General features: G+C 76.3%; 1 protein-coding gene. It reads left to right on the top strand.

Annotated features, from left to right (window positions below; genetic code table 11):
* The first annotated feature begins 2 nt into the window (after positions 1-2).
* Positions 3-14,993: a type I polyketide synthase gene (locus tag ACZ51D_RS01970; protein WP_465660826.1), complete on the top strand. Its 14,991-nt coding sequence runs from the start codon at positions 3-5 to the stop codon at positions 14,991-14,993.
* Positions 14,994-15,003: the final 10 nt, after the last annotated feature.

Raw genomic sequence — 15,003 nt, 5'->3', positions numbered from 1 at the left:
TGATGTCCGACGACAAGAAGCTGCTCGACTACCTCAGGCGCGCCACCGCAGACCTCGGTGACACCCGGAGGCAGCTGCGCGAGGCCGAGCAGGCCCGCCACGAACCGATCGCCGTCGTCTCCATGGCCTGCCGCTATCCCGGCGGCACCGACACGCCGGAACTGCTGTGGGACCTGGTCTCCCGGGGCGCCGACGCGGTCTCCGCCTGGCCGGTCAACCGCGGCTGGGACCTGGAGGGCCTCTACGACCCGGACCCCGAGCGGCCCGGTACCTCCTACACCCGGCACGGCGGCTTCCTCCACGACGCCGCCGAGTTCGACGCGGAGTTCTTCGGCATCTCGCCGCGCGAGGCCCTGGCCATGGACCCCCAGCAGCGGCTGGCACTGGAGACCGCCTGGGAGGCGGTCGAGCGGGCCACGATCGACCCCCGCACGCTGCGGCGCACCGGCACGGGTGTCTTCCTCGGGGCGATCGGCAACGGCTACGGCGCGGGTTCGCGCCACCTCCCCGAGGTCCAGGGCCTGTTGGACACCGGGACCGCGAGCAGTGTGGTCTCCGGCCGGATCGCCTACACCCTGGGCCTGGAAGGGCCCGCGGTGACCGTGGACACGGCCTGCTCCTCTTCTCTGGTCGCCCTGCACCTGGCGATCCGGGCCCTGCGGGCCGGCGACTGCACGCTGGCCCTGGCCGGCGGGGTGTCGGTGATGGCGACCCCCGACGCGTTCGTGGCGTTCAGCCGCCAGCGGGCACTGTCGGCCGACGGCCGCTGCAAGGCGTTCGGGGCCGACGCGGACGGAACCGGTTGGTCCGAGGGCGCCGGCGTCCTGCTGCTGGAACGGCTGTCGGACGCGCGGCGCAACGGGCACCCGGTGCTGGCCGTCATCCGGGGTTCGGCCACGAACCAGGACGGTGCGAGCAACGGCCTGACGGCGCCCAGCGGCCCGGCACAGCAGCGGGTGATCCGGGCGGCGCTCGCGGACGCGGGCCTGTCGGCGTCCGAAGTGGACGCGGTGGAGGCGCACGGCACCGGCACCACCCTCGGCGACCCCATCGAGGCGCAGGCGCTGCTGGCCACGTACGGTCAGCGGCGGCCCGCCGAACGGCCTTTGTGGCTGGGCTCGTTGAAGTCGAACATCGGCCACACCTCGGCGGCGGCCGGAGTGGGCGGCGTCATCAAGATGGTGCTGGCGATCGAGCACGGCGAACTGCCCAGGACCCTGCACGCGGACCGGCCGACGCCCATGGTGGACTGGTCGTCGGGAGCCGTGGAAATCCTCTCCGAGGCCCGCGTCTGGGACGACACGGGACGCCCGCGCCGGGCCGGGGTGTCCGCCTTCGGCGTCAGCGGCACCAACGCCCATCTGATCCTGGAACAGGCCCCGGCGGAGGAAGCCGGACCGGCGGCCGACACTGCGGCCGACGGCGATGCGTACCCGCTGCCCTGGGTGCTGTCGGGGCGTACCGACGAGGCGCTGCGCGACCAGGCGGCCCGGCTGCTGGCACACCTGAGCGCCGGTCCCGCACCCCTGCGGGCCGCCGACACCGGCCGCGCCCTCGCCCTCACGCGGACCGCCTTCGAACGGCGCGCCGTGGTGGTGGGCACCGACCCGGACCGACTGCTCGACGGCGTGAAGGCGCTGGCGGAGGGCCACTCGGTGCCGGGCCTGGTGCGGGGCGACGGTGTGTCGTCCGGTCGGGTGGCGCTGGTGTTCCCGGGTCAGGGTTCGCAGTGGGTGGGGATGGCCGCGGAGCTGCTGGCCGGGTCGGCTGTGTTCGCGGGGCGGATGGCGGAGTGCGGGCAGGCGCTGGCGCCTTACGTGGACTGGTCGTTGGTGGAGGCGTTGGGTTCGGAGGCGCTGTTGGCGCGGGTGGATGTGGTGCAGCCGGTGCTGTGGGCGGTGATGGTGTCGCTGGCGGAGGTGTGGCGTTCGTTCGGTGTTGTTCCGGACGCGGTGGTCGGCCACTCGCAGGGCGAGATCGCCGCGGCCGTGGTGGCGGGCGGTCTGAGCATCGACGACGGGGCGCGGGTGGTTGCGCTGCGTTCCCGTGCGGTGGGGGCGTTGGCGGGCCGTGGCGGGATGGCGTCGGTGCCCCTGCCGGTCGAGGCGGTGCGGGAGCGGATCGCGGGCCGGTTGTCGGTGGCGGCGGTGAACGGTCCGTCGTCGACGGTGGTGTCGGGTGACGCGGACGCGGTCGCCGCGTTGGTGGAGGCTCTGGTGGGGGAGGGGGTGCGGGCGCGGTTGATCGAGGTCGACTACGCGTCGCACTCCGCGCATGTGGAGGAGGTCCGCGAGCAGCTGCTCGCCGACCTGGACGGCATTGTGCCCGTCTCGGGCGGGGTGCCGTTCTTCTCGACGGTGACGGGCGGCTGGCTGGACACGAAGTTCCTCGACACCGAGTACTGGTACCGGAACCTGCGGGAGACGGTGGAGTTCGGGCAGGCCACGGAGGCGTTGCTGGGGGAGGGCTTCCGGTTCTTCGTCGAGTCCAGCCCGCACCCCGTGCTCACCTTCGGTGTCCAGCAGACCGCCGACGCGGCCGACACCGCCGGTTCCGCGCAGGGCCCCGCCGTGGTCGTGGGCACGCTGCGGCGCGGCGAGAGCGGCCTCGACCGCTTCCTGACGTCCCTGGGAGAGGCCCACGTGGGCGGCCTGCTGCCCGACTGGGACCGGGTGTTCGCCGGACACCGTCCGGGCGGCGTCTCCCTGCCCACCTACGCTTTCCAGCGCCGCCCGTACTGGCTGGAAGACACCGGCCCTGCGGCGGGCGGTCCGTCCGGTCCGTCCGCGGCGGGCGACGACTTCTGGGAGGCCCTGGGCGGGGGTGACCTGGACCGGTTCACCACCGCCCTCGGGGTGGCGCCCGAGGACCCGCTGAACGTGGTGCTCCCCGCGCTCGCCAGCTGGCGCACCGAGCGCACCGAGCGTTCGGTGGTCGACTCCTGGCGCTACCGCGTGACCTGGCGGGCCCTGCCCGAGGGCCCGGCGGTCGCATTGGACGGCAGCTGGCTCGTGCTGTCGTCGGACGGCCAGTCCGAGGACGGGGCACGCCGGTCGGAGGCGACCGTCCACGCCATGGAGCAGGCCGGGGCCTCGGTGGTCCACATACGGATCACCGAGGCGGCGGCCGACCGCGCCGTGCTGGCCGACCGGGTGCGCGCGTCCCTCGACGCGCTGCCAGGACCGGTGACGGGAGTGCTGTCGCTGCTGGGCCTCGACGAGCGCCCGCACCCGGAACACCCCTCCGTCCCGCTGGGCACCGCGCTCAACCTGGCCCTGGTGCAGGCCCTCGGCGACGCAGGGATCGGCGCGCCCCTGTGGTGGGCGACCCGGGGCGCGGTGTCGGTCGGGGGCACGGACACCGGGAGCGGGGTCAGCGCCGCGCAGAACCTGCTCTGGGGCCTGGGCCGGGTCGCCGCGCTGGAGTTCCCGCAGCGCTGGGGCGGTCTGGTCGACCTCCCGGAGGTCCTGGACCCGGACACCGCCGGGCGGCTGTGCCGGGTGCTGGCCGGCCAGGCCGGGGACGAGGACCAGGTGGCCGTCCGGGCCACCGGCTGCCACGGCCGGCGGCTGGTCCGGTCCGCCCTGGGCGACACCGCGCCGCGGCGGAGCTGGCGGCCCGGGGGCACCGTGCTGATCACCGGCGGTACCGGCGGGATCGGCGCGCAGATCGCGCGCTGGCTGGCCCGGCGGGGAGCCGGGCACCTGGTGCTGGTCAGCCGGCGCGGCCCGGACACGCCGGGTGCGCCGGAGCTCGCCGAGGAACTGGCCGCGCTCGGCACCCGGGCCACCCTGGCCTCGTGCGACGTCGCCGACCTTCAGGCCCTGCGTGCGTTGAAGGACGGCCTCGAACAGGACGGCCACCGGATCAGCACCGTCTTCCACGCCGCGGGGGCCGGGCTGCTGGTGCCACTGCCCGACACCGACGCGGACGAGTTCGCCGACACTCTGCACGCCAAGGTCGGCGGGGCCCGGAACCTGGACCTGCTCTTCGACCGGGACACCCTCGACGCGTTCGTGCTGTTCTCCTCCATCTCCGGGGTGTGGGGCAGCGCCGTCCACGGCGCCTACGCCGCCGCCAACGCCTACCTCGACGGCCTCGCCGAGGACCGCAGGCGCCGCGGCCTCGCCGCGACCTCCGTGGTGTGGGGCATCTGGAGCCCCGAGGGCGGGGCCGGCGGGATGGCGGCCGAACTGGCGGAGGAGACCCTGCGCGGCCACGGCGTGCTCTTCATGCCGCCCGCGGTCGCGATCACCGGGCTCCAGCAGGTCCTGGACCACGACGAGACGGTGGTCGTGGTCGCCGACATCGACTGGGACCGCTTCGCGACGGTCTTCACCTCGGCGCGCCCCAGCCCGCTGATCGGGGAACTCCCCGAGGTGCGCAGCGCGCTGGCCGCCGGACCGGAGACCGGCGGGACCGGTGCCGGGGGGACCCCCTCGGCGCTTCGCGACCGGCTGGCGCCGCTCCCGGCGGCCGAGCGGACCCGGGTGCTGGTCGAGCTGGTCCGGACCCACGCGGCCGCCGTCCTCGGCCACGACTCGCCGGACGCGGTCGCCCCCGGCCGCGCCTTCCGCGAGCTGGGCTTCGACTCCCTGACCGCCGTGGACATGCGCAACCGACTCAACGCCGCCACCGGCCTGCGGCTCCCGGTCACCGTCGTCTTCGACTACTCGTCGGCGACCGCGCTCGCCGGACGCCTGGAGACCGGCCTGCTGGGTGCCGCCGAGGAGCCCGCCACCGTCCGGCAGCCCCCGACGGCGCTACCCGCCGCCGACGACGACCCCATCGTGATCGTCGCCATGAGCTGCCGCTACCCCGGCGGCGTCCGCACCCCCGAGGACCTGTGGCGCCTGGTCGCGGACGGGCACGACGCCGTCTCCGGGCTGCCGTCCGACCGGGGCTGGGACCTCGACACGCTGTACGACGCGGACCCCGACCGGCCCGGCCGGAGCTACGCTGCCGCGGGCGGATTCGTCAGGGACGCGGACCGCTTCGACCCCGGGTTCTTCGGGATCTCCCCGCGCGAGGCCCTCGCCATGGACCCGCAGCAGCGACTGCTGCTCGAAACCTCTTGGGAGGCGATCGAGCGCGCCGGCATCGACCCGTCCACCCTGCGCGGCACCCCGACCGGCGTCTTCGCCGGCGCCTCCTACCAGGGCTACGGCGGCACCCTGCGCGACATCCCCGAGGAACTGGAGGGCCTGTTCATCGCGGGCATCTCCACCAGCGTCCTGTCCGGGCGGGTCGCCTACCAGCTCGGCCTCCAGGGGCCCGCCGTGACCGTGGACACGGCCTGCTCCTCGTCACTGGTGGCGGTCCACCTCGCCGCGCAGTCGCTGCGCTCGGGCGAGTGCACGCTGGCCCTGGCGGGCGGCGCCACGGTGATGGGAACCCCGCTGTCGTTCACCGGCTTCAGCCGGCAGCGCGGGCTTGCCGAGGACGGGCGCTGCAAGTCCTTCGCCGCCGCGGCGGACGGCTTCGGCATGGCAGAGGGCGTGGGCCTGCTGCTCCTGGAACGTCTCTCGGACGCCCGCCGCAACGGCCACCCGGTACTCGCGGTACTGCGCGGCTCGGCGATCAACCAGGACGGCGCGAGCAACGGACTGACCGCGCCCAGCGGCCTGGCCCAGCAGCGGGTGATCCGCGACGCGCTGGCGAACGCCCGGCTGTCGGCCGCCGACGTGGACGCCGTCGAGGCGCACGGCACCGGCACCCGGCTGGGCGACCCGATCGAGGCCGACGCGCTGCTGGCCATCTATGGCCAGGACCGGCCGGCCGACCGGCCGGTGTGGCTCGGGTCGCTGAAGTCGAACATCGGGCACACCCAGGCCGCCGCCGGCGTCGGCGGCATCATCAAGATGGTGCTGGCCATGGGGCACGGCGAACTGCCGCGCACCCTGCACATCGACCGGCCGACCCCGAACGTCGACTGGACGGCGGGCGCCGTCGCCCTGCTGACCGAGGCCACCCCCTGGCCCGAGACCGGCCGGCCGCGCCGGGCCGGAGTGTCCTCGTTCGGCCTGAGCGGCACCAACGCCCACGTCGTCATCGAACAGCCGCCCGCCGGGCCCGCACCCGCCCTGCCCGCCGGGCCCGCACCCGCCGCCGTCCCGTGGGTCCTGTCCGGGCGGACCGCCGAGGCGGTGAAGGCCCAGGCGGAGCGGCTGCACGCGTACCTGACGGAGCGGCCGGAGCTGCCGTCCGCCGACGTCGGCTACTCGCTGGCCACCACCAGGACCGCCTTCGAGCACCGCGCGGCCGTCGTCGGCGGCGACCGGGCGACCCTGCTGGGCGGCCTGGCCGCGCTGGCCGCCGGAGAGCGCGCACCCGGCCTGGTCCAAGGCATCGTCGCCCGGTCGGCCAGGACCGTCTTCGTCTTCCCCGGCCAGGGAACCCAGTGGGCCGGCATGGCCCGGGAACTGCTCGACCACGCCCCGGCCTTCGCCGACCGGATCGCGGCGTGCGAACGCGCCCTCGCCCCGCACCTGGAGTGGTCGCTGCTCGCGGTCCTGCGCGACGCGCCCGACGCGCCCCCGCTCGACCGGGTGGACGTGGTGCAGCCGGTGCTGTGGGCGGTGATGGTGTCGCTGGCCGAGCTGTGGCGGGCGCACGGGATCGTCCCCGACGCCGTGGTCGGCCACTCCCAGGGCGAGATCGCCGCCGCCTGCGTGGCCGGCGCGCTCTCGCTGGACGACGCGGCCCGGATCGTCGCCCTGCGCAGCCGGGCCCTGCTGGCCCTGACCGGACGCGGCGGCATGCTGTTCGTGCCGCAGCCGGTCGAAGCCGTGCGCGAGGCACTGTCCGCCCACGACGGGGCACTCGACGTTGCCGCGGTCAACGGGCCGACGTCGGTGACGGTCTCCGGCGACCCGGCTGCACTGGAACGGCTGCGCGAGCAGTACGCCGAGGCGGGCGTCCTGGCCTGGCCGGTCCCCGGCGTGGACTTCGCCGGACACTCGCCCCAGGTGGAGGAGCTCCGCGAGGAACTGCTCGCCCTGCTCGGCGGCATCGCGCCGCGGACCTCCGCCGTCCCGTTCTACTCGACGGTCAGCGGCGGCCCCGTGGACACCCTGGACCTGGACGCCGCGTACTGGTACGAGAACCTGCGCCGGCCGGTGGAGTTCGGCCGGGCGCTCGACGCGCTCGTCGCCGACGGGCACCACACCTTCGTCGAGTGCAGCACCCACCCCGCGCTGACCGTCTGGATCCAGGAGGCCGTCGAGGCGGCCGGGGTCGGCGACGGGGCCGTCGTCGGCACCCTGCGCCGCACCGAGGGCGGCCCCGGCCGCTTCCTCGCCGCGCTCACCGAGGTCCAGGTCCGCGGACTGCCGGTGGACTGGGACGCGGTGTTCGCCGGAACCGGCGCGCGCAAGCGGCCCCTGCCCACCTACGCCTTCCAGCAGCAGCGCTACTGGCTGGACGCCACCCCCGGCCGGCCCGCCGACGCCGCGACCGGCGCCGGCCCGGCCGACTCCGGCTTCTGGGCGGCGGTCGACCGCGCGGACCTGGACGCCCTCGCCACCACCCTGCAGGTCGAGGACGAAGAGCTGCGGGTCTCCCTCGCCTCCCTGGTGCCCACCCTCGCCGAGTGGGCGCGCGGCCGCGCCGACGACCGGACCGCCGACAGCTGGCGCTACCGGGTCGCCTGGAAGCCCCTGCCGGCACCCGAGCGGCCCCGGCTCACAGGCAGCTGGCTCCTCGTCGCCCCGGCCGTCGCCGCCGACGACCCGGCCGTCGCGTTCGCCGCGGACACCCTGCGCGGACACGGCGCCACCCCCGTCCTGGTCGAGGCCGGCCACGACGCGACCGACCGGACGCGGTTCGCCGCACTGCTCCGCGACGCCCACGACCGCGCCGACGGGCCGCCCGCCGGAATCCTGTCGCTGCTCGCCCTGGCCGAGGAACCGCACGGCGACGGATCGGCGCTCCCCCTCGGCCTCACCCTGACCGTCGCGCTCCTCCAGGCCCTGGGCGACCTCGGCACCGACGCCCCGCTCTGGAGCGCCACCCGGGGCGCGGTGTCGGTCGGCCGCTCCGACCGGATCGACAGCACCCTCCAAGCCCTGGCCTGGGGCCTCGGCGGGGTCGCCGGCGTCGAGTACCCGCAGCGCTGGGCCGGCCTGGTCGACCTGCCGCGACGGCTCGACGACCGGGCCGCGACCCGGCTCGCCGAAGCCCTGACCAACCCCGACGGCGAGGACCAGCTGGCGGTGCGCGCCACCGGCGTCTACGGCCGCAGGGTCGTCCACGCCGGACTCGGCGACACCGCCCCCGCACGCGACTGGACACCCGAGGGCACCGTCCTGATCACCGGCGGCACCGGCGGCCTTGGCGCCCAGATCGCCCGCCGGCTCGCCCGCACCGGCACCGCGCACCTGCTGCTCACCAGCCGGCGCGGCGCACAGGCCCCGGGAGCCGACGCCCTGCTCGCCGAACTGCGCGGACTCGGCGCCGACGCCACCGCGGTGGCCTGCGACGTCGCCGACCGCGACGCACTGGCGGAACTGCTCGCCGGCATTCCGGCCGAGCGCCCGCTGCGCGCCGTCCTGCACACCGCGGGCGTCCTCGACGACGGGGTGATCGATTCCATCACCCCCGAACGCGCGGCCGGCGTCCTGCGCCCCAAGCTCGACGGCGCACGCAACCTCGACGCGCTCACCCGGGGACTCGACCTGACCGCCTTCGTGCTGTTCTCCTCTCTCGCCGGCACCCTCGGCGGCACCGGCCAGGGCAGCTACGCCGCCGCCAACGCCTACCTCGACGCCCTGGCCCGGCAGCGCCGCGACCTCGGACTGCCCGGCACCTCGGTGGCCTGGGGCCTGTGGGGCGGCGAGAGCCTGGCCTCCGGAGCGGTCGCCGAACGGCTGATCCGCGACGGCCTGCCCGCCATGGACCCCGCCGTGGCCACCACCGCGCTGCACCAGGCCCTCGACCACGACGACACGGCCGTCCTCGTCGCCGACTTCGCCTGGGACCGCTTCACCCGGGCGTTCACCGCGCTCCGGCCCAGCGCCGCCCTCGGGGACCTGCCCGAGGTGCGGGAAGCGCTCGCCGCCGCGGCCGGGTCCCGGGGCAGCGCCGACGGCGCCGAGCCGCCGGCCCTGCGGCTCGCCGCACTGCCCCCGGCGGAACGCGACCGGGCCCTGCTGGACCTGGTCCGCCGCGAGGTCGCCGCCGTGCTCGGCCACCCCGGGCCCGAGGCGGTGGGACCCGACCAGGCGTTCAAGGACATCGGCTTCGACTCGCTGACCGCCGTCGAACTGCGCAACCGGCTCGCCGCGGCCACCGGCCTGCGCCTGTCGGTGACCCTGGCCTTCGACTACCCCACGGCCACCACCCTGGCCGGACACCTGCGCGCCGAACTGCCGGGGGCGCCCGCCACCGAGGCACCCGACGCCCCCGGGCGGCCGCCCGCGGCCGCCGCGGTGCCCGAGGACGAGGCGATCGCCGTGGTCGCCATGAGCTGCCGCTACCCCGGCGGCGTCAGCACCCCCGAGGAGCTGTGGGAGCTCGTCGCGGGCGGACGGGACGCGATCACCGGCTTCCCCACCGGACGGGGCTGGGACCTGGACGGCCTCTACGACCCGGACCCGGACCGGGTCGGCAGCACCTACGCGCGGGAAGGCGGCTTCCTGCACGACGCCGACCGCTTCGACCCGGCCTTCTTCGGGATCTCCCCGCGCGAGGCGCTGACCATCGACCCCCAGCAGCGGCTGCTGCTCGAACTCTCCTGGGAGGCGTTCGAGCGGGCCGGCATCGACCCGCTCTCCCTCAAGGGCAGCGCGAGCGGCGTCTTCGTCGGATGCAGCCACCACGACTACGGGTCGCGCGTCACCGAACCCTCCGAAGAGCTCGAGGGCTACCTCGGCATCGGCAGCGCGGGCAGCGTGGCGTCCGGGCGGATCTCCTACAGCCTCGGCCTCGAAGGGCCCGCGGTGACCGTCGACACGGCGTGCTCCTCGTCGCTGGTCGCGGTCCACCTCGCGGCCCGGTCGCTGCGGGCCGGCGAATGCTCGCTGGCGCTCGCCGGCGGGGTGACCGTGATGTCGACACCGGGCGCGTTCGTGGAGTTCAGCCGGCAACGGGTGCTCGCCGAAGACGGCCGCTGCAAACCGTTCGCCGCCGCCGCCGACGGCACCTCCTGGGCAGAGGGCGCCGGACTGCTCGTCCTGGAACGCCTCTCGGACGCCCGGCGCAACGGCCACCCGGTGCTCGCCCTCGTTCGCGGCTCCGCCGTCAACCAGGACGGCGCCAGCAACGGCCTGACCGCCCCCAACGGCCCCTCCCAGCAGCGGGTCATCCGGGCGGCCCTCGCCGACGCCGGACTGACCGCTTCCGAGGTCGACGCGGTGGAGGCGCACGGCACCGGGACCCGGCTGGGCGACCCGATCGAGGCCCAGGCGCTCCTGGCCACGTACGGCCGGGAACGCGGCGCGCAGCAGCCGCTGTTGCTGGGGTCGCTGAAGTCGAACATCGGACACAGCCAGGCCGCCGCCGGCGTCGCAGGCATCATCAAGATGGTGCAGGCCATGCGGCACGGGGCGCTGCCGCGCACCCTGCACGTCGACGCGCCGACACCCCACGTCGACTGGTCGGCCGGCGCGGTCCGGCTGCTCACCGACGACACCCCGTGGCCGGAGACCGGCCGCCCCCGGCGGGCCGCGGTGTCGTCGTTCGGAGTCAGCGGCACCAACGCCCACACCATCCTCGAACAGCCCACCGAACCGGCCCCGGCCGCCGCCCCCGCGCCGCCCCCTGACACGCCCGTCGCCCCCGCCGAGCCCGCCCTGCCCTGGCTGCTCTCCGCCCGTGGTGCGGACGCGCTGCGGGAGCAGGCCGCCCGGCTGCTCCGGCACATGGAGCATGCCCCGACCCTCGCCGTCGCGGACGTGGGCCGCTCCCTGGCGCTGAACCGCAGCGCCTTCGAGCACCGGGCCGCCCTCACCGGCACGGACCGGCAGACCCTGCTCCAGGCGCTCGCCGCCCTCGCCGCCGGCGAGCCGTCGGCGGACCTGGTGCGCGGGATCACCGGCCCGGCCGCGAAGACCGCCTTCCTGTTCCCCGGCCAGGGCAGCCAGCGCACCGGCATGGGCGCCGGACTGTACGCACGGTTCCCGGTCTTCGCCGACGCCTTCGACGCGGTCTGCGCGGAACTCGATCCGCTGCTCGACCGCCCGCTGCGGGAGGTGATCGACGCGGCCCCCGGCGACCCCGGCCACGGGCTGCTGGACCGCACCGAGTACGCCCAGCCCGCCCTGTTCGCACTCGGCGTCGCCCTGTTCCGCCTCGTCGAGCACTGGGGCGTGCGCCCCGACCGGCTGCTCGGCCACTCCGTGGGAGAGCTGGCCGCCGCCCACGTCGCCGGGGTTTTCACCCTGCCCGACGCCGCGGCGCTGGTGGTCGCGCGGGGACGGCTGATGCAGGCCCTCCCGACGGGCGGCGCGATGGTCGCCGTCGCCGCCGGGGAGGAGGAGGTGCTGCCACTGCTCGCGGGCCGTGAGGGCGAGGTCGGCCTCGCCGCGGTCAACGGCCCGGCCTCGACCGTGGTCTCCGGCGACGCGGCGGCGGTGGACGAGATCGCCGCCGTGCTCGCCGCGCGCGGCCGCAAGACCCGGCGGCTGCGGGTCTCCCACGCCTTCCACTCGCCCCTCATGGAGCCGATGCTCGCCGAGTTCCGCGAGGTCGTGGCCCGGATCGTCCCGGGGGAGGCCGCCGTCCCGGTGATCTCCGACCTGACGGGCGAGCCGGCCACCGCCGAGCAGCTCGGCTCGCCGGACTACTGGGTGGAGCACGTGCGCGGCACCGTCCGCTTCCAGGACGGCGTACGCCACCTGGAACGCGACGGCGTCACCGCGTTCCTCGAACTCGGACCCGACGGCGCGCTCACCGCCATGGGCCAGGACTGCCTGACCGGCGCCACCGGCAGCCCGGTGCTGATGCCCCTGCTGCGCAAGGACCGGCCTGAAGCACCCGCGGCGACGGCCGCCGTGGCCCGGCTGCACGTCACGGGCGTCCCCGTGGACTGGGACGCCGTCCACTCCGGCGGCCCGGCCGGCTCCGCCGTCGACCTGCCGACCTACGCCTTCCAGCGCGGCAGCTACTGGCTGCAGGCCGGCCCGGCCGCGGCCGGACTGCCCGCAGCCGGACTTCAGGCGGTCGGCCACCCGCTGCTCGGCGCCGGAACGGAACTCGCGGACTCCGACGGCTTCCTCTTCACCGGCAGGTTCTCGGTCCGCAGCCACCCCTGGCTGGCCGACCACGGCGTCTACGAGGGGGTGCTGTTCCCCGCCACCGCGTTCCTGGAACTCGCGGTCCGCGCGGGCGACCAGGTCGGCTGCGACCAGGTCGAGGAACTGACCCTGGAGGCACCGCTGGTGCTCCCGGCGGGCGGAGCCGTCGCACTCCAGCTCACCGTCGGAAGCCCGGACGCCGCCGGCACCCGTCCGCTGAGCGTCCACGCCCGGGCCGCCGACGACGGCCCCGACGCCCCCTGGACCCGGCACGCGAGCGGCCTGCTCAGCTCCACCGGAGCCGCGGACCCGGCCGACCCGGCCGACCCGGCGGACCCCGAGGCCTGGCCGCCGCCCGGAGCCGTCCCCCTCGACACGGAGGGCCTGTACGACCGCTTCGCGGGCGGCGGGTTCGCCTACGGCCCCGCGTTCCAGGGCCTGCGCGCGGCCTGGCGGCTCGGCGACGAGGTGTACGCCCTCGCGAGCCTGCCCGAGGAGCAGCGGCCGGACGCCGCCGCGTTCGGCCTGCACCCGGCCCTGCTGGACGCCGCCCTGCACTCACTGGTGTTCGACGTCCTCAAGGGGCCCGCGCAGGGCTGGCTGCCGTTCTCCTGGAACGGGGTGCGCCTGCACGCCTCCGGGGCCGCCGAACTCCGGCTGCGGCTGACCCCGACCGGCCGCGACGCCGTCGCCGTACAGGTGACCGACACCACCGGGCGGCCGGTGCTCTCGGCCCGCTCCCTGGTCCTGCGGCCCGTCTCGCGCGACCGCTTCAAGGCCACCCGCGTCGGACACCACGAGGAACTGTTCCGCCCCGAGTGGCAGGCCCTGCCCGAGCGCGCCGCGACGGCGGCCGGCACCGCCTTCGACCCGGAGCCCTGGACCGTGCTCGGCACCGGGACACTCCCCGGCCGCACGGTCACCGACCTCGCCGCGCTGTCCGCACTGCTCGACGCGGGCGCCCCACCGCCCCGGCTGGTGCTGGCCGCCTGCCCGCCCGCCTCGGCCCCGTACGCGCCGCCCGGCACCCTCCGTGACGCGGTCCACGACGGACTCGGCACGGTCCTCGCCCTGCTGCGCGACTGGCTGGCCGAGGAGCGGCTGGCCGGGGCCAAGCTGGTCCTGGTCACCTCGGGCGCGGTCCCGGTGACCGGCGACGACGTCCCGGACCCGGCCCTGGCCGCGCTCTGGGGCCTGGTCCGCTCGGCGCAGACCGAGAACCCCGACCGCTTCGTCCTGCTGGACCTGGACGCCCACGAGAACCCGCCCGCGCTGCTCGCCGAAGCCCTCGCGTCCGGGGAACCCCAGCTCGCGATCCGGGCCGGAGCCGTCCACGTCGCCCGGCTGGCCCGGGTACCGCTGGCCGTCACCGGGCGCACGCCCGGCTGGGGCGGCGACGGAACCGTCCTGATCACCGGCGGCACCGGCGCCATCGGCGCCCACGTCGCCCGCCACCTCGCCGCCGAACACGGCGTCCGGCACCTGCTGCTGACCAGCCGCAGCGGCCCCGCCGCCGACGGCGCGGCGGAACTCCTCGCCGAGCTCGCCGCCCTGGGCGCGCACGCCGAGATCGTCGCCTGCGACGCCGCCGACCGCGACGCCCTCGCGGCCCTGCTGGCCGCCCTGCCCCCCACGCACCCACTGACCGGGGTGGTGCACGCCGCGGGCGTGCTGGCCGACGGCGTCGTCGCCACCATGACGCCCGCGCGACTGGACCACGTCCTGCGCCCCAAGGTGGACGCGGCGATCAACCTGCACGAACTCACCGCCGGCCTGGAGCTGTCCGAGTTCGTCCTGTTCTCGTCCATCGCCGGGATCTTCGGCGGCATGGGCCAGGGCAACTACGCCGCCGCCAACGCCTTCCTCGACGCCCTGGCCCACCGGCGCCGCGCCGATGGGCTGCCCGGCCGCTCCCTCGCCTGGGGCCTGTGGGCCAACAGCACCGGGATGACCGGCGGGCTCACCGAGGCCGACCTGCGACGGATCTCCCGGGGCGGGATCGTCGCCTTCGACCCGGCCCAGGGACTGGCGCTCTTCGACACGGCCGGCACCCTCGACGAGCCGGTCGTCCTCCCGCTGCGGCTCGACACCGCGGCCGTCCGCGCCCAGGCCGCCACCGGCGGCGTCCCCGCCCTGCTGCGCGGCCTGGTGCGCCCCGCCGCCCGGCGCGGCGCCGCGGGCCCCGCGGCCGGCACCGGCCCCGACGGGCCCGAGGCCCTGAAGCAGCGCCTCGGCTCCCTCAACGAGACCCAGCGCGGCCGGGTCCTGCTCGACCTGGTCCGCTCGCACGCCGCCCTGGTGCTCGGCCACAGCGGCCCGGCCGCGGTCGAGCCCGGACGCGGCCTGCTGGAGGTCGGCTTCGACTCGCTGACCGCGGTGGAACTGCGCAACCGGCTGCGCGCCGCAACCGGCCACCCGCTGCCGGCCACCCTGCTCTTCGACCACCCCACCCCGGCCGCGATCGCCGCACACCTCGCCGCCGAACTGCTCCCCGACGCCGGACCCGGCCCGCTCCCCGGCCTTGCCGAACTGGACCGCCTGGCAGGCGCCCTCGACGGCCTCCCCGACGACCCGGCGGACCGCGAACGGCTGGCCGGGCGGCTCCGGGAGCTCCTGCGCCGCCTCGACGACCCGGCGGCCACCCCGGCCGACGGCGACGGCACGGCGGCCGGGGTGGCCGCCTCCATCGAGGACCGGATGGACGGCGCCAGCGACGACGAACTCTTCGACCTCATCGACAGCGAACTCGGCCGGTCATGACACCGACCCG

It is taken from the genome of Kitasatospora sp. NPDC033851 (assembly GCF_055576085.1).
The sequence above is the reverse complement of the archived record's forward strand: the minus strand, read 5'-3'. Positions and strand labels throughout refer to the sequence as shown.